At 62.1% G+C, this 18,232-nt stretch carries 8 protein-coding genes; 2 read left to right on the forward strand and 6 right to left on the reverse strand.

Going from position 1 to position 18,232, the window contains the following annotated elements:
* The first annotated feature begins 57 nt into the window (after window positions 1-57).
* Window positions 58-2,472, forward strand: coding sequence for a DNA topoisomerase (ATP-hydrolyzing) subunit B (gene gyrB / locus MD273_RS11365; protein ID WP_239037912.1), 2,415 nt, complete (start codon window positions 58-60; stop codon window positions 2,470-2,472).
* A gap of 94 nt (window positions 2,473-2,566) precedes the next feature.
* Here the strand turns inward: gyrB and MD273_RS11370 are convergent, their stop codons facing one another.
* From MD273_RS11370 to MD273_RS11380, 3 genes are all read right to left on the reverse strand, one after another.
* Window positions 2,567-3,331, reverse strand: coding sequence for a VC0807 family protein (locus MD273_RS11370; RefSeq protein WP_239037913.1), 765 nt, complete (start codon window positions 3,329-3,331; stop codon window positions 2,567-2,569).
* Between the two features lie 134 nt (window positions 3,332-3,465).
* Complete coding sequence (gene gabT, locus MD273_RS11375) at window positions 3,466-4,743, reverse strand: 4-aminobutyrate--2-oxoglutarate transaminase (RefSeq protein WP_239037914.1); 1,278 nt, start codon at window positions 4,741-4,743, stop codon at window positions 3,466-3,468.
* An 83-nt stretch (window positions 4,744-4,826) separates the two neighbouring features.
* Window positions 4,827-6,560 (reverse strand): ABC transporter transmembrane domain-containing protein, encoded by a 1,734-nt coding sequence (locus MD273_RS11380; protein WP_239038472.1) that lies wholly within the window; start codon window positions 6,558-6,560, stop codon window positions 4,827-4,829.
* 123 nt (window positions 6,561-6,683) lie between these two features.
* On the opposite strand from MD273_RS11380, the gene MD273_RS11385 reads away from it, so the two are divergent.
* Window positions 6,684-8,480, forward strand: a complete 1,797-nt coding sequence (locus tag MD273_RS11385) for an ABCB family ABC transporter ATP-binding protein/permease (protein ID WP_239037915.1) — start codon at window positions 6,684-6,686, stop codon at window positions 8,478-8,480.
* Between the two features lie 173 nt (window positions 8,481-8,653).
* Here the strand turns inward: MD273_RS11385 and recD are convergent, their stop codons facing one another.
* Genes recD through recC form a run of 3 tightly spaced genes read right to left on the reverse strand, consistent with a single transcriptional unit; the run spans window position 8,654 to window position 18,158 of the window.
* Entirely contained in the window at window positions 8,654-10,801 is a 2,148-nt protein-coding gene (gene recD, locus MD273_RS11390; protein WP_239037916.1) for an exodeoxyribonuclease V subunit alpha, read from the reverse strand.
* Window positions 10,798-14,556 carry an exodeoxyribonuclease V subunit beta gene (recB, locus tag MD273_RS11395; RefSeq protein ID WP_239037917.1) on the reverse strand — a complete coding sequence of 1,253 codons (3,759 nt, stop codon included), beginning with the start codon at window positions 14,554-14,556 and terminating at the stop codon, window positions 10,798-10,800. Before recB ends, recD begins: the two co-directional genes overlap by 4 nt.
* Window positions 14,553-18,158, reverse strand: coding sequence for an exodeoxyribonuclease V subunit gamma (recC, locus tag MD273_RS11400; protein ID WP_239037918.1), 3,606 nt, complete (start codon window positions 18,156-18,158; stop codon window positions 14,553-14,555). Before recC ends, recB begins: the two co-directional genes overlap by 4 nt.
* Window positions 18,159-18,232 lie beyond the last annotated feature (74 nt).

Genomic DNA, 18,232 nt, shown 5'->3' on the forward strand with positions numbered 1-18,232 from the left:
GATCAGCCAAGAGGCCTTCAGGTGAGCACCGGTCATCACCCTTCAGGAGTCACCTTAATGAGTGAATCGAGCTACAATTCCTCCAGTATCAAAGTCTTGAAAGGACTGGATGCGGTGCGCAAACGGCCAGGGATGTACATCGGCGACACCGATGATGGTACCGGCCTGCACCACATGGTCTTTGAGTTGGTGGATAATTCCATCGATGAGGCGCTCGCAGGTTATTGCTCTGAAATCGGGGTGATTATTCACCCTGACGAGTCGGTCACCGTCAAGGACAACGGCCGGGGCATCCCCACCGATCTCCATGAGGAAGAAGGCGTTTCTGCGGCCGAGGTCATCATGACGGTGCTTCACGCCGGTGGTAAGTTCGATGACAACAGCTACAAGGTGTCGGGTGGTCTCCACGGTGTCGGCGTATCCGTGGTCAATGCCCTCTCCTCGAACCTGACCCTTACCATCCGCCGTGATGGTAAGGTCTGGGAGCAGACCTATACCCACGGTGTGCCGAAAGCGCCGCTCTCGGTGGTTGGTGATACCGATGTCTCCGGCACCAAGGTCCATTTCATTCCGTCTCCGGAAACTTTCTCCAGTATCCAGTTCCACTATGACATCCTGGCCAAACGGCTGCGGGAGCTCGCCTTCCTGAACAGTGGCGTACGGATTCGTTTGACCGACGAGCGGTCGGGTAAGGAAGAAGTCTTCGAATACGAAGGTGGCCTTCGGGCATTCGTCGAGCACCTCAATTCCAGCAAGACCCCCATCAACCGGGTGTTCCACTTCAATCGTGAGCGCGAGGACGGAATCGCCGTCGAGGTCGCCATGCAGTGGAACGATGCCTTCCAGGAAAACATCTACTGCTTCACCAACAACATCCCGCAGCGGGATGGTGGTACTCACCTGGCGGGGTTCCGGGCGGCCCTGACCCGTTCCCTGAACAACTACATCGAGCATGAGGGTCTGGGCAAGAAAGCCAAGGTGGCGACCTCCGGTGATGACGCCCGGGAAGGCCTGACTGCCATTATTTCCGTGAAGGTGCCGGATCCGAAGTTTTCTTCCCAGACCAAGGACAAGCTGGTTTCCTCGGAAGTGAAGACCGCCGTGGAACAGGAGCTGTACCAGAGCTTCAGTGATTTCCTGCAGGAGCAGCCCAACGAAGCCAAGCTGATCGTCAACAAGATGATCGAGGCGGCCCGTGCCCGTGAAGCGGCCCGAAAGGCCCGGGACATGACCCGCCGGAAAGGTGCCCTGGACATCGCCGGTTTGCCCGGCAAGCTCGCCGACTGCCAGGAAAAGGACCCTGCCCTCTCTGAGCTGTTCATTGTGGAGGGTGATTCTGCGGGTGGCAGTGCCAAGCAGGGCCGGGACCGCAAGACCCAGGCCATTCTGCCCCTCAAGGGCAAGATCCTGAATGTGGAAAAGGCGCGCTTCGACAAGATGCTGTCGTCCGCGGAAGTCGGCACTCTGATCACTGCGCTGGGCTGTGGCATTGGTCGCGAGGAGTTCAACCCGGACAAGCTGCGGTACCACTCCATCATTATCATGACCGATGCGGATGTGGACGGTTCCCACATTCGGACCCTGTTGCTGACTTTCCTGTTCCGGCAGATGCGGGAAATCATCGAGCGTGGCCACGTCTTCATTGCCATGCCGCCCCTGTACAAGGTCAAGCGTGGCAAGCAGGAGCAATACCTGAAAGATGAGAAGGCCAAGGAAGCCTATCTCACCCAGACCGCTCTTGAGGGCGCTCAGCTGTACGTAAACCCGGAAGCGCCGGCCATCAAGGACTCTGCCCTGGAAACCATGGTGAAGGACTACCAGGCGGTGATGGCGATGATTGACCGCTTGTCCCGCGCCTACCCGGCCAAGGTTCTGGAGCAGATGCTGCACAACGTCACGCTCAAGATGGATGACCTGAAGGACGAGGAAAGCGTGGCACGCTGGGTTGGCCGTCTCGGAGAAGGCCTGAACCTGGACACCCGGACAGGCACCAAGTACACCTTCTCGGTTACCCGGGATGAAGAACGAGGCCTGTTCCTGCCCAAGGTCACCATCTACGTGCATGGTATTCCCCATGAGCACGTGTTCAGTCACGATTTCTTCGAGTCGTCGTCCTATGCCGCCATTGCCCGCATGGGCGAAACCCTGGACGGCCTGATCGAGGAAGGTGCGTACATTCAGCGGGGCGAACGGAAGCAGGCGGTGCTGTCGTTCGAGGGCGCCCTGGCCTGGTTGATGAAGGAGGCCCAGCGGGGCCTGAACATTCAGCGCTACAAGGGTCTCGGTGAGATGAACCCGGAGCAGCTGTGGGAAACCACCATGGACCCCGAGACCCGCCGGATGATGAAAGTCACCATCGAAGATGCCATCGCGGCCGACCAGATCTTCACCACACTGATGGGTGATGACGTGGAGCCCCGCCGTGACTTTATCCAGACCAATGCTCTGGAAGTCACCAACCTGGACGTATAGGTGCTTTGAAAAGCGAATAAAAAAGGCGGGAAGTGAGAGCTTCCCGCCTTTTTTTGTATTAAAAAACTTCCTTTATTTCGGGAAGCTCTAAACCCTATTTCCCGGAGGTCTGTTCCCGGGAGCGGGCCTTCTCTTTTTCCTTTTCCAGCAGATGAGGCGCCATAACCTCTTCCAGCGTGTAGCCGGTCAATCGCCGAATGGTGCGCCACAGATACCAGAAAATCAGCATCATCATCACCATCGACGGAATCGCAATCATCGGATAACCCACCAGGGTCATGCGCCCCAGCTCTTCATTGAAAGCCTGGGTGCCGGAAGGACTCGTAACGATCCATTTGGCCAGCACATAGTTCATGATCGAGGAAAACAGGAAAGTCCCGGCAAAAAAGTAGCTGGCCTTCAGCAACCGGGTCTCAAATTCACCCTCCCGGCCCTCATGCACCAGACGCTCCTGGATCTTGTCCACATCCAGCACCGACGGGTTGTACAGCAGTGTCCGTACCAGCGGGTAACGGGTGCGGGTGGACACGAGTACAGCCAGCCCGATGATGGCTGGCACCGCCGCCTCCTTGATGGCCAGCCACTGCGAATTCAGTTCCAGCAAACCGATGCCACCGGTGAGGCCGACACTGATCAGGCCCAGCAGCGCGATAAAGTTCTTCTTGTGGTAACGCACCAGTTCAAACAGCCCCCAGCCAAGCGGGAATGCCAGGCCGATGATCAGGGCGTTCACGCTACCCAGATACTCGTCACCGCTGAGCTTCATCAGGATGACTGATGGGATGATGATACTGACGAGCAGATCGACCCAGGGGCGTGGTTTGTGATCAGGAACAGATCGGGGAGTATCCGGAGTCATTGAATTACCTGGTTGGTAAGCCTGTATGAACAGGGACGGTGAATAACAGTTTTCAGGCAGTATACGATGATTCCGGGGGTATTCGAAGGGAGGTGGCCGGGCCACCTGGGCCCGGCCGGCAAATGCTCAATGAATCAGGCACCTGCCTCTTTCAGACAATCCTCAACGATGTTCAGCCCCTCTTCCAGGACCTCGTCCTCAATGGTCACCGGCATCAGGAAGCGCAGCGTGTTGCCATACATGCCACAGCTCAACAGAATCAGGCCCTTCTCCTTGGCCTTCTTGGTGACCGCAGCGGCGAGTTCCGGCATGGGGGTGTGGGAATCCTTGCTTTCGACCAGTTCGATCGCCGCCATGGGACCGAGATTCCGCACGTTATCCACATGCTCGAACTGCTCCTGCCATTGGGCAAAGCGGGCCTTGAGTTTTTCGCCCAGACGCTGGCTCTTGCCGAGGATGTCCTCTTCCTTGAACACGTCGAACACCGCCAGGGCCGCCGCGCATGCCGTCGGACTGCCGGTATAGGTGCCGCCCAGGGAGTTGGGGCCGGACGAATCCATGACTTTGTCGGTACCCACGATGGCAGAAATCGGCATGCCGTCTGCCATGGATTTGGCCATGGTCATGATGTCCGGCTCGACGCCGCTGTGCTCGATGGCGAACATCTTGCCGGTGCGGCCAAAGCCACTCTGAACCTCGTCCACGATCATCAGGATGTCGTTGTCGTCGCAGATCTTGCGAACCTTCTCCAGGAAGCTCTTGGGAGCCGGGTAGAAACCGCCCTCGCCCAGAACCGGTTCCAGCACGATCGCCGCAGTGTTGCGGGCCGGCGAGTCTGCTTTCATGGTCATGGCCAGCCCGCGCAGCGCCTCGTCCTCGGAAACCCCGTGGTAAGGCACCGGAAAGGGTGCCCGGTACACCATACCTGGCATGGGACCGAAGTCGGTCTGGTAGGGGGCAGCCTTGCCGTTCATGGCCATGGTCATGAAGGTGCGGCCATGATAGCCGCCGTCAAAACAGATGACGTTGGTCTTGCCGGTGGCGGCCCGTGCGATCTTTACGGCATTCTCCAGAGCCTCGGCCCCGGAGTTGGCCAGCATCACCTTGCCATGGCCGCGTACCGGCACCACTTCACTCAGCTTCTGGGCCAGTTTCACATAGCCCTCGTAGGGCATCACCGTCTGACAGGTGTGCATGACCTTGTCCAGCTGGGCCTTGACGGCCTCGACCACTTTGGGATGACGGTGGCCGATATTCAACACGCCGATCCCGCCGGCGAAGTCGATCATACGTTTGCCATCGGCATCCCAAAGCTCCGCATTGAGGGCATGATCAGCAAACTGTTCATTGGGGCTTGCCGCGCCAGCGGCCACGTAACGTTCTTTCAGTGCCTGCAATTCTTGATTGCTCACTTTGCGATCCTCCTGTTCTGGAGTCAGTAGGTTTAACTACCAGTGTAAGGAGTACGGGCGCCAGCCACAAACCGACCACTGTCTCAGGTCTGCTGGTCCCGGAACTGCAGGCGGGCAAGACGCCGGTAAAGCGGGTTGGAATCAATCAGTTCCTCATGGTTGCCAACGGCCAGCAAGCGGCCTTCATCGAGCACAGCAATCCGGTCGGCATCCCGCACCGTCGCCAGCCGATGGGCAATCACCAGGGTGGTCCGACCCCGGGTCAACGCCGGCATCGCTTGCTGGATCAGATGCTCACTCTCGGCATCCAGGGCACTGGTGGCCTCGTCCAGCAACAGCACGGGGGCCTTGGTCAACAGAGCCCGGGCCAGCGCCAGACGCTGTTTCTGGCCTCCGGACAGCCCCAGGCCGTTATCGCCGAGCCGGGTGTCGTAGCCCTGGGGTAGCCTGTGGATAAATTCATGGGCGTGGGCAACGCGGGCCACCTGCTCCACCTCCGCCTGGCTGGCGTCCGGACGGGCATACCGGATGTTGTCGGCGACCGAGCCGTTGAACAGGGCCGGGTTTTGCGGCACCAGGGCGAAACACCGGCGCAGGTCAGCCAGCTCGAGTGTGGAGATATCCACGCCCTCGATCCGGATAGTGCCTGCCTGCGGGACATAGAAGCGCAATAACAGGTCGAATAACGTCGATTTGCCGGCCCCCGACGGCCCCACCAGCGCGACGGTTTCGCCGGGCTCAATGGTGAGTGACAGGTCATCCAGCGCGGGGCTTTCAGTTCGACTCGGGTAACCGAACCGCAGGTGGTCAATCTCGAGCCGTCCGGTTACGGGTTCTGGCAGTTGGTTTTTGCCCGCCATCGGCGGCCCGATTTCCGGGCGGGTTTCCAGCAGTTCGAACAGCCGGGCAGCAGACCCGGCGGCCCTTTGAAGCTCCCCGATGACCTCGCTGATGGCGCCGGCGGCCACGCCCACCAACAGGCTGTAGAACACGAATGCCGCCAGTTCCCCGGGACTGATACGGCCTTCGATGACGTCAAGCCCGCCAATCCAGATTACGATGCCCACGGCGCCCATCACCAGGGAGATCGCCAGTGTTGTCAGCCAGGCGCGCTGCCGGATCCGGTCGCGGGCAATCTCGAACGCCCGTTCCGACACTCCGGCAAAGAAACGCCGATCCTCGGATTGGTGATTGAACGCCTGCACCGTCTTGATCTGGGTGAGGCTTTCACCCACGTAACTGCCCACATCGGCGACCCGGTCCTGGCTCAGTCGGGACAGTTGCCGAACCCGGCGCCCGAAGAACAGGATGGGTGCAATCACCAGCGGGAAACCGAGCAGGATGATGCTGGCCAGCTTCGGGTTGGTCACAAACAGCAGAATCAGGCCGCCCACCAGCATCAGGGCGTTACGCAGGGCGATGGAGACCGTCGAGCCGATCACCGATTGCAGGACCGTGGTATCGGCGGTGAAGCGCGACTGGATTTCCAGAGCCCGGTTCTGTTCGAAGAAACCGGGGTGCAGATCAATCAGATGGTTGAAGACCCGTTTGCGAATATCGGCGACGACCCGTTCGCCAATCCAGGACACCAGGTAGAAGCGTGCAAAGGACCCGAACGCCAGACCCAGCACCAGTATGAAGAACAGGCCGATGGCCCGTGCCAGGTTGGCGGGCGATTCGGTGGCCAGCCCCTGATCCACCAGAACCCGCAGTCCCTGCCCCAGGCTCAGGGTGATGCCGGCGGTGAACACCAGCGCCACGAGGGCGCCGGCAACGGCCCGTCGATACGGGCTGATGAACTCCAGGACCAGTTTCAGGGCTTTGCGGTGACGGGTATTGATGGTCTGCCTCCGGATCTGCAGTGGAAGTGCTGTACACTTTGAGCGCTGTTCATCATACGGCTGAATGGATCATTTTGCCTTGACCAAGAAGGAAAAACCGTGCGCGCCTATGCCGACAACGACTACCCCGCCGACCACAAGCCAGACTGGAAAGTAATCGCGGGCCTTTGGCCCTACCTCACGGAGTTCCGGGGCCGGGTGTTCCTGGCACTGTCGTTGCTGGTGCTGGCGAAACTGGCCACGGTCGCCACACCGATTGCGCTCAAGTACATCGTCGATTACCTGGACCAGAACCGGAGCGCGGACCTGGTACTGTGGATACCGGTGGTTCTCGTGGTCGCCTACGGCAGCCTCCGGTTTGCCAGCACCCTGTTCAGCGAGCTACGCGATGCCGTCTTTGCCCGGGTGGCGGAGCGGGCCATGCGTCGGGTGTCCCTGCGGGTGTTCCGCCATTTGCACCAGCGGGAACTTGCCTTCCACCTGGACCGGAAGACCGGTGGTCTGGCCCGGGATATCGAGCGTGGCACCAACGGGATCAGTTTTCTGCTGCGCTTCACCCTGTTCAACATCGTCCCGACTCTGCTCGAGATCCTCCTTGTCGCCGGTATCCTCCTGGTGGTGTTCAACGTCACGTATGTGCTGGCGATCCTGGTAGCCGTGGTGGTGTACGTGGTGTTCTCGATCAGGGTGACCGAGTGGCGGACCAGATTCGTGCGTGAGGCCAACGCCCGGGACAACCAGTCCAATTCCCGGGCGGTGGACAGTCTGCTCAACTACGAGACGGTCAAGTATTTCAACAACGAAAACTATGAGGCCCAGCTGTATGACCGGGATCTGGAGGAGTGGGAACAGGCCCGGCTGAAAAACCGGTTATCCCTGGCCACCCTGAACGGCGGACAGGCCCTGATCATTGGCCTGGCGCTCATCGTGATCATGGCGATGGCGGTGCGCGAGGTGGCCACGGGTACCATTACCCTGGGTGATTTCACCATGATCAACGCCTACCTGATCCAGCTGTTCATTCCCCTGAATGCGTTGGGCTTTGTCTACCGGGAAATTCGTCAGGCGCTGGTCAACGTGGAGCGTCTGTTCAAGCTGCTTGGTGACCGGCCGGCGATTGTGGATAAACCCGATGCTCCATCCCTCGCCGTGGCCAAGGGCGAGGTCCGGTTTGAGCATGTTTGCTTCGGCTATCGTGCCGACCGGCCGATCCTGAGGGATGTGGATTTCTCCATTCCCGCCGGTCATACGGTGGCGGTGGTCGGTGCCAGTGGCGCCGGCAAGTCTACCCTGGCGAGATTGCTGTTCCGTTTCTTTGACGTGGACAGCGGCAGTATCCGGATTGATGGCCAGGACATCCGGGACGTAACCCAGGACAGCCTGCGGGCTGCCATCGGTGTGGTGCCCCAGGACACCGTCCTGTTCAACGACACGCTTTACCGGAACCTGGCGTATGGTCGGCCGGAGGCGACCGAAGCGGAGGTGTACCGGGCTGCACGCATGGCCCACCTGGAAGGCTTTATCCACAGCCTGCCCGAGGGTTACGACACCCGGGTCGGTGAACGCGGCCTGAAACTGTCGGGTGGTGAGAAGCAACGGGTGGCTATCGCCCGGGTGATTCTCAAGAATCCACCCCTGCTGATTCTGGATGAAGCCACGTCCTCACTGGATTCCCTGTCGGAACGGGCGATTCTGGGGGCTCTGCAGGAGGTCAGTCGTCAGCGGACCACCCTGGTGATTGCCCATCGGCTGTCAACCATCCGCGATGCCGACAGCATTCTGGTGATGGACGCTGGCCGGCTTGTGGAAAGCGGCCATCACAGTGACCTGCTTGCTCTGGGTGGTCATTATGCCCGGCTCTGGCATCAGCAGCACCAGGATCAGGCGCCGGAATGATGGGCGGTCCGGGGCAGGCTGCGGTCAGACACCATGACCCGGTTTCGACCCGCAGCTTCGCCCGCATAGAGCCCAGCGTCGGCCCGGATGGATCTTTTCGAAGATCCGGAAAGCATCGTTGCGCCCCTGCTCCGCCGTTACCCCGTAGATGGGTTCGTTGAGGCGCCACACACCTACGACTCATCCGGCACGGCAGATTTGGCAAGGGCCCGGGCCAGCCCCGAGGCCCGCACCACCCGCTGGCTGGTACTGGCGGTCAGCACGCCGGCATCACCGGTTATCAGGCTGAACCAGTTCCGTGCTCGGGTGATTCCGGTGTACACCAGCTCCCGGGTCAGCACCGGACTCATCCGGTCGGGCAGTACCAGGCAGGTGTGATTGAATTCCGAACCCTGGGATTTGTGGACCGTCATGGCATAGACCGTCTCCAGCTGTTGCAGGCGGCTCGGGGAAATCCAGCGGATTCCGTCGGTGCCGTCGCTGCTGGGAAAGGCTACCCGCAGGGCCGGCCGGGGTTCTCCGTTCTCGGCCCGGTCCCAGGGCACGCTGAAGGTGATGCCGATATCCCCGTTCATCAGGCCCAGGTTGTAATCGTTACCGGTGACCAGCACCGGCCGGCCGGCGTACCAGCCCTCGGCCCGGGGAATCAGCTTTTCCGCCAGCAGGTGTCGGGCAATGCGCTCGTTCAGACCTTCCACGCCCCACGGCCCCTGACGCAGGGCACACAGGAGCTGGAAGTCACCGAAGGCGGCCAACACCCTGCGCGCCAGCTCGTCCCAGTCCGCCAGGGGGCTGTCCATCCCCAGATCGTGGTTGGCCATCCGTTCGAGGTAATGGCGATAGCCTACCGGTGCCGGCAGTTCTTTGCCGTGCAGGACCCTGCCCCGGCCACCGTCACGGAATGCCCCGGGACTGCCGGAGATGGCATGTTGGCAGATGTGCTCCAGCGTGGCTTCCGGATCGGGTGTGGCATCGTCGCCGTTGAGCCAGATCACATCATCGAAGTGGGCCCGGCGGCAATGGTCGAGCATCGCGGCGTCGAGGGTGTTGGTATTGACGGCTTCTGCCAGCTGACGGATGCCGCTGCCTTCGGTAAAGCGGTAGCTCTTGCGCAGCATGGCCACGGCCTGGTCCAGGGCCTGCCCCTGGGAATCCAGAAGATCCTCCGGCACGGTTTGTCCCGTCACGGTTTCCAGCCACTGGGCCGTATCGGGTTGGTAGTGGGCCTCACGGGCCCGCTGGCACAATTCGCCCAGAACCGCACCGGCATCCACCGAGGCGAGCTGGTCCTTGTCGCCGAGCAGGATCAGCTGGGCATGCTCCGGCAGGGCCTCGAACACGGAGGCCATCAGGTCAACATCGACCATGGAGGCTTCGTCGATTACCAGGATATCCACCAGCAGCGGATTGTCCCGGTTATGCCGGAACTTACGGGTATCGGGACGGCTGCCCAATAACCGGTGCAGGGTGGTGACCCGGTTCGGAATATCCTCCAGCCGGACCCGACCGGGCAGCTGGTCCAGGGGCAGGCGACTGACCGCCCCGCCAATGGACTCGTTCAGCCGTGCCGCTGCCTTGCCGGTGGGCGCGGCCAGCCGAATGCGGAACTTCCTGCCGGCACGGACAGGGTCCTCACCCGCGACCGCCTGCAACGCCGCCAGCAGGTTCACCACCGTGGTGGTCTTGCCGGTGCCGGGCCCGCCGGTAATCACGGCAAAACGCTTGCGTGCGGCCAGGGCGCAGGCCAGTTTCTGGTAGTCCACGTCATCCGTGGGCCGGAACAGGGTCTGCAGCGTTGCCGCCAGGGTCTGGGAGGCTCCGGAGCCGGCATCATCGAGTGAAGAGGTCAGCGCCAGGCGGGTGCGGATGCCCCGGGCAATCCGCTGTTCGTAACGCCAGAAGCGCCGCAGGTATAGCCGAGTATCGTTGAGAACCAGAGGCGCCGTCAGTGAGCCATCACTTACCGCTTGGGTGTTGGAAAGGGCGGATAGGCACGCGCCGATTGAAATCTTTGCCAGAACTTCGGACGGCGGAGGGCATGGGTCCGGGTCCTCCTCCGTTCCTACGGTAACGGTATCCTCCGGTGGCAAGGCCAGGGTGTTACCGGCGTCCTCCAGCAAGGTCACCAGGTCGACACAGACATGCCCCCGCCCGACCTGGTGCGAGGCCAGCGCGGCCAGCAACAGCAGCAGCGGCTCCGGGTGTTCGCCCTGCTCCTCACACAGTTGCCGGATCAGCCGGGCGAAGGCCACATCCAGGGGGCGGATCCATTCGGCCTCGCGCCATTGCGCCAGCAGTGCGTCCAGTTCGTTCAGCTTCATGCGGCCTCCTCCCCGCGCCCGTTATCACCATCGAACAGGGCATCGAGCTGTTCGATCAGTGCCCGGGGTGGTTTGTCGGTGAACGCCCCGGCGCCGGGTGCATGAATCCCCCGCAGGAACAGGTAGACCGCACCCCCGATGTGCCGGTCGTAGTCGTAATCGGGCAGCCGGGCCTTCAACAGGCGGTGCAGGGCCAGCAGGTAGAGCACGTATTGCAGGTCGTAGCGCTTGTCCAGGATGGCCTGGCCCATGGTCTGGTCGGTGTAGGCGCTGTCATCGTCGCCGAGGGTGTTGGATTTGTAGTCGAGCACGTAGTAGCGGCCCTCGTGTTCGAAGACAAGGTCAATGAAACCCTTGAGCATGCCGTTGAACCGCCGGTCGTCCACCTGGACCCGGTCCGCACCCTCCAGGGTGTGCCGGCGCACCAGGCTGTCCAGGGCGCCGGTGGCGACGTTGCAGCTCTCGAACCAGAATTCCAGTTCCGGGCGCACGGAATGCAAATCCCTCAGGGCGGCGCGGGTGTCGTCGTGGCGTCCGAGGCGCAAGGGGGTGCGCAGCAGGCTCAGCAGCCAGTGCTCAAGGGTGTCGGCCCAGTCACCCCAGCCCCGGGTGGTACAGCGACGTACCAGGTATTCACGTAGCCGCTCCGGGTTATCCACAATCTGGTCGAAACCCTGCTGGCAGCACCATTCCAGCAGTTCGTGGAGGAAGGTGCCCGGCCCCGCCCCTTTCGGAAACCGGTGGAGGGAATGATCGGCGTGAGCTGTCGGCCCCTCCTCCCCCGTATCCTGCGCGGATTCTTCCAGCAGGTTCTGGCTTTCAGCGTCCTCCACTTCCCCGCTGAATACGACGCCGGTGCCGGCCAGGCCGGTGTATTCGATCGAGGAATAACTGGCAATCCACCAGTCTTCCCGGGCTTCCCGGCCGGCTTCGAGTGCCGGTCCGAGGGCGTCCGGTGCGGCTTCCGCGTAGCAGGCCGTATCGGCTTCAGGCAGCGCCATGACCGCGATGGTGTCCTCGTCCCGGGCCAGAGGCATCAGGCTGTCGCTCAGAGGTTGTTGTTCCCGGCCTTCGCCGCCGAGCAGGTAGCCCAGGCCACTCTGGCTCCAGCTGTCGATGGCAGCGACACCCACCCAGGTGGCATAGCGGGCCCGGGTCAGGGCCACGTAGAGCTTACGGATATCCTCGCCGAGCCGTTCCCGGTCGGCCCGGGCAACCGCCTCGGGCTCCGGATCGAACACGGTGACCAGCCGGCCCTGGTCATCGTGGTAGCGGACATAGGCCTGTTTGTCGTTCTGCGCCCGGAACGCGGTCCCGAACGGCAGAAACACCAACGGGTATTCCAGACCCTTGGATTTGTGCACGGTGATGACCTTGACCAGGCCGGCATCGCTTTCCAGTCGCAGGGTGCGGTGTTCATCTTCCTCATCGGCCGCCCTGAGGATCTGGGCGTAGTGATGCACCAGCGCGTGCTCGCCGTCCAGTTGCAGACTGTCCTGTTGCAGCAGTTCGGCAATGTGCAGGATATCCGTCAGTCGCCGTTCGCCATCGGGCCGTTGCAGCAGCCGTGCCGGCACGTCAAAGTCCATCAGGAACGAGCGCAGCATGGGCAGCACGCCCTGGGTTTGCCACTGGTTGTGGTAGCCCATGAACCGCTCGATTTCCCGCTCCAGGGCGATTTCATCGGTGAGCAGCCGATCCAGGCTTTGCCAGGACTGTCCCAGAGTCGGGGTGGCAAGGGCCGCCCGGGTCAGGGCCAGTTGCCGGGGTTCGGCGAAGGCGCGCAGCCAGGTCAGCACTTCGTTGGCCTCGGTAGAGGTCAGCACCGAATCCCGGTCAGACAGATACACGCTCTTGATCCGACGCTGGCCCAGGGCATCACGCACCGCCGCCGCCTCGCTGCGGTTGTTGACCAGGATGGCGATGTCCGAGGGACGGACCGGCTGCAGATCCGCCGGGTCATCCGGCAGGGCGAAGCCGGCCCGGCCCTGTTGTCCCAGGGTCAGCAGGCGGGCGACTTCGCTGGCACAGGTCTCGGCTACCGCGGCGGTGGCCGTGCCCTTGGCCAGGGGCTTGCGGTTGCCGTTCCGGTCTTCGTCCTCACTGTCCAGGGTCCAGAAACGGAGGCTGGGCTGGTCCTCGCCGTCGATCCGCCATTGCCGTTTGGTGCCGTTGGCATCGACGCCCTGGAAGGGCAATGGGGTACGGTCGCCCTTTCCGAACAGGAAGGCGCCGTCCCGGCTGTGCTGGTCGGCGTGTTCGAACACCCGGTTTACCGCCGCCACCATGCTGGCGGAGGAACGGAAGTTGCGACCCAGGGTCCAGGTCCGGTCCCGGGCACCCTGGCGGGCCTCCAGGTAGGTGTAAATGTCCGCACCGCGGAATCCATAGATGGCCTGCTTGGGGTCCCCGATCATCAGCAGGCAGGTGTTCGGGTCGTTGTCCGTCACCCGGTAGATGCGATTGAAGATCCGGTACTGGACCGGGTCGGTGTCCTGGAACTCGTCGATCAGCGCCACCGGGAACTGGCGGCGGATGGTGGCGGCAAGCTGGTCGCCCCGGGGGCCGTGCAGGGCATCGTCCAGGCGGGTGAGCAGGTCGTCGAAACCCATCTCCGAGCGTTGCTGTTTCTCTGCTTCCAGTCGGTTGGCAATCCAGTGACTGGCGTGTCTCAGGATGTCCGACTTGGCGCTTGGCAGGGCTTTCAGTTTTTCGGGTAATGCCAGAATGCCTTTCATCGCGGGGTGGATATCGAAGGGCTCTGGCCCTTTCCATATCTCCTGCATGCCCTCCAGAGACAGGTAGTAATAGCCTTTGGGTCGTTTACTCCCGCTCTCCAGCAGGCCTTTCGGAGACTCATCCTCATTGGCACACCATGCCTTCAGGTGCGCGATTGCCGTTTTTAATGTGTTGGCCTGCGTGCCGCCGATCGTTTTGTCCGCGGCTTTCTTGAAATTCTGAGTACTGGCAATCCAATCGCTCAATTCCTCACACCAAACCGCCCATTCGGATTTCAAAGCCCTTAGAAAAGAAGCTTTTTCGCTGGCGGCCCGTTGCAGAAGGCTGTGCGGATCGGCGTTATTGGCACAGGAGATTGAAGGATCACCCAACAAATTTTTGATCGCCTTGCGCAAGGCCTCGGGGGTTTTCCACCACTCTGAAAGGCGCTCGCTCTCGGTCGTGTTGAGCGGGTAGATAAAAGTACGCCAGTAGTCCCGGACGACATCGTCCAGTAGTTCGGTCTGGTCGGTTTGCAGGGTGAGCCGGAAGAGGCTGCCGCTGTCGAAAGCGTGTTCGCTGAGCATCCGGTTGCACCAGCCGTGGATGGTAGAGACGGCGGCCTCGTCCATCCATTCCGCGGCCAGCAATAGCTTCTTGCGGCAGTCGGGCCAAGTGGATGGGTCCGGGTAGCTTTCGTCCCGAAGCTTGTGGATAAGAGCGGTTTCTGGGGTGGGCTCCGGCAGTTCAGCCACCTCGGAAAACACCTCTGCAGCTTGAGTCAGGCGGGTGCGGATGCGGTCCCGCAGCTCCTTGGTAGCGGCCTCGGTAAAGGTCACCACCAGCAGGTTGGGCGGCAACAGGTTCTGCAGTGGGCTATCGTCGTTCTGGCTGTGGCCCAGAATTAGGCGTACGTACAGGATGGCGATGGTGAAGGTCTTGCCGGTGCCGGCACTGGCCTCGATCAACGCGCTGCCGTTCAGGGGTAGTGATAGCGGGTCCAAGTTCGGGTTGCGGTTGCTGGTTGTCCGACTCATGCCTGCTCCTCGTCCTGGTGGCCTACCTGTTCTGCCGCGTATTTGCCCTGCTCCGCTTCCCACAGGGGTACATATAGCTCGTGCAACAGGATCTTGAACTCTCCTCCGGCCGTCAGCGCGTCGGGGTTTTCAAAGGTGCCCCGTAAATAGCCGGCGTCCCGCTCCAGAGCGGTGGCGTAAGCCTGTTCAGCTTGTTCCGAAGCGCGCTCGTGATTGGCCTTATAATCCCGGCTCTGATAGAAGCTGTAGATCCAAGCAAAACCGGCGTCGCAGTGGATTGGCAAGGCCCGGGTGGTGGCCTCCATCCAGCGACCGAGAATGGCCTCAAAATACTTCTGTGCTTGGTCAGGAACCATCGCCGGGAAGTAGAACTTTCGGCCTTCTTCCTTACCCAGGATCAAGGTTTCAAAAGGCTGGTCGCTCAGTTGCCCGGCCAGATGGATCACCCAGTCCCGCAGCAGGTTGGCATAGCGCACTTTCTTGCCGTTGCCTGAACTGCTTAACAGGCTGGAGTTGGCTACCACCAGCCGGCAAAGCTTGCCGGCCGGACCACTACGCAGGTTATCAATCAGGTCGACCACCTCCACCGAGCCCGTGCCATTCTGGTACTGGTATTCGAAACTCAGCGGCTCGGAGATAGCCTCCGGCCAGTCGGCCAGTGCGGTCCGGTAGCGCTGGTGCAGGTCCGGTAGCCGACCTGCCAGCTCCGTGCGCAGGCGGTGTTCGGTAACCCCCATGCCCAGATCTCCGCGGCGGGCCATGCGATCGAGGGTCGTTTCGAGTCTTTCATGCAGGTCCTCCTCGCTGACCGCCTTGATGACGCCTTCCCGGATCAGTTCGCTGTCCAGGCGCCACCGTTCCAGGCCGGTGAGGTCGAAGTTCTCGTTATCGGTGTCATCGTCCTCCAGCTCCTCGAAATGCACCTGCAGCCGTCGCTGGTAGAAGGTGTCGATGGGCTTTTTCAGGAAGTTCGACAGATCGGCCAGCCGGATCGGCTCCTCCGGTTGCCGGTACGGCAGCGGTGCCTGGTCCGGTTCCGCTGTTTCGGCTCCATGGGCACTGCGCCATTCCCGCTCGAAGGTGAACAGGCTACGGGCCTGCAGTACCTCGGCCAGAGGCCGGGGCGGGCTCTCGGGACCCGTGTCGAGCCCGTTGGTACGGGGAAAGTAAGCCCGGCTGAATGGCTGCAGCGGGTGTCGGGTGGTCAGTGCCCCGGTGACCGACCGCTCGTCTTCACCGGGCAGGCGCCACAGGCTGTCCAGGTGATCCTGCAGCTGGCCCACCAGAACCGAGGGCGGGCGCTCCGAATCGTCCCGGATGCTGCGACCCACCCAGCTGATGTAGAGCTGGTCCCTGGCCGACAGCAGAGCCTCCAGGAACAGGTAGCGATCGTCCTCACGCCGGGATCGGTCGCCGGGCCGGTAGTCGTTGGCCATGAGGTCGAAGTCCACCGGAGGCCGGGAGCGAGGGTAGTCGCCATCATTCATACCCAGCAGACAGACCTTTCGGAACGGGATCGCCCGCATCGGCATCAGGGTGGCGAAGTTCACCTTGCCGGCGAGGAAGCGCTGGTTCAGTCCGCCTTCGTCCAGACCCGCCAGCAGTACATCCTTGACGATGTTCAGTGGTAACGGCCGGGTTTCCAGTCCGGCGGCGAGCGCATCGTCCAGCCATTGTTCCAGCTGGCGGCGGAAGCGGTTGAGCAGCAAGAGGTCGTTGCCTTCCACCTTGAGGAAGAAGCGTTCCAGCATCTGCGAAAACAGGGCTTCCCACTCTACCGGGGTACGTGGTGTCTGCAGCGCCTGCCAAAGATCCTCGAGTTGCTCGACGAATTCCGCCAGCCGTCCGGCCAGGCTTGCCTGCAGCCCGCCAATCTCGCCATAGGGTTCGATACCGGCCCAGGGCTCGTCCTCACCCATACCGTAACCGAGCAGCATCGCCCGCAGGCCGGATTGCCAGGTGTTACGTTCCAGCTCCGCCGGCAACGCCAGGCTCTCCCGGTGTCGCCCGTGCAGGCCCCAGCGGATGTTGGCCCCCTCCACCCAGCGCCGGGCCAGGGGAATCTCGGCCTCGTCGATGCCGAAGCGGTCCCGGATACCCGGGACCTCCAGCAGGCTCAGGATCTCGCTCACCCCGAAACGGCTGCGGGGCAGGGACATCAGGGTCTCCAAGGCGATCAGTATCGGTTCGTGATGGCGCTGGCCCTGGTCGGAGATGGTAAACGGGATGTGGCGTTTCTGACCGGCCCGGTAGCGGCCGAACACGGCCTGAATATGGGGCGCGTAGACATTGATGTCCGGCACCATGACCATCACGTCCCGGGGCCGCAGGCCGGGATCGGCATTGAAGGCGGCCAGCAGCTGGTCGTGCAGGATTTCCACTTCCCGCTGGGGGCTGTGGGCGTCGTGGAAGACCAGCGATTGGTCCCGGGCCAGGTCCAGATGGCGGTTTTCTGCCCGGATGTCCTGCAGGGGTGTCAGGTTATAGATGTCGTTTTGCAGCTGGTGCAGCAGGGCCGGTTGGTCCGGTTCTCCGTGCGCGGAGAAGATATCGATTTTCTGGTCCGGGGTCTCGAACCGGTCCCGGTATTCCTCGGGGTTATCGAACTCGTCCAGCAGGCGGATGTAGTCCCGCCCCTGCTTACCCCAGGCGGCCAGCAGCGGATTGGCGTGCTGGTGCAGCTGGTCCGGGTCGGCAACCTTCGACAGCTCCGGATGGACGGCCCCCCGTTTGCGTTCGGCCTTGAGCAACTCCCGGTCACTGACAATATCGGCCCAGTAGTACTGGCACGGGTTGTGAACGCAAAGCACAACCTGACTGAACCGGCTGAGCACGTACAGCGCTTCCAGCGCCTGACGCGGTAGCGAGGAGACTCCGAACACCACTATCCGTTCGGGTAGCCGGGCCGGATTGGCGGGGGACGCCACGCGCTGGCCCTCGTCCATGAACCGGGTGTGAATCCGGGACCGGCTGGTGTGGGCATCCGATCCCACATCCTCCACCAGCTTGCGCCACAGCAGGGGTTGCCAGAGCGTCTCCGGATCCAGGGGCTTTTCCTCATTGCGGGCGCTGATCACCACATCCCGGCCCTGCTCCCAGGCACTGAGCCAGTCGGCCCGGAACACCTGGTACTGGTCGAACAGATCCGCCACTTTCTCCGCCAGCTGGAAGTTGCGCAGGTCGGTGTCGGTGCCCTCCAGAAACCGCGCCAGCGGCGTAAAGGCCTCGTCCTGGTCCACCAGATCCGGCAGTAACCGGTATAGCCGCCACACCAGCCGGCGTTTGTCGAAGGGGGATTGTTCCGGCACTTCGCCGTCCGGCAGCACCGCCCGGTACGCCTGCCAGATAAACCGGGCCGGAAACAGGAAGTCCATGCCGGCGGCGATACCCAGGCCGCCCTCGGCGCCCTCGTCCGAGCGCTTCTCCGCCAGGGCCAGCTTCAGCCACTGGGCAATACCGTTACTCTGGACCAGGAAGGTCTCGCTCTGCAGCGGCGGCAGCGGGTTCTCCCGGCACAGGAAAATCACCGCGCGGCGCAGATCTTCCAGGTGGTTGGCATGGATGGCGTGAAAGCCGGGCTGGATGGCGGAGTGGTCGGCCATGGGGCTCCTTGTTGGCGATCGGTTCAATCCTGATGCCACAGGTTACCGTATGTGGCTGGGAAATCAGACGGTCA

Origin of the sequence: Marinobacter sp. C7 (assembly GCF_022343555.1) — a bacterium.
GTDB lineage: Bacteria > Pseudomonadota > Gammaproteobacteria > Pseudomonadales > Oleiphilaceae > Marinobacter.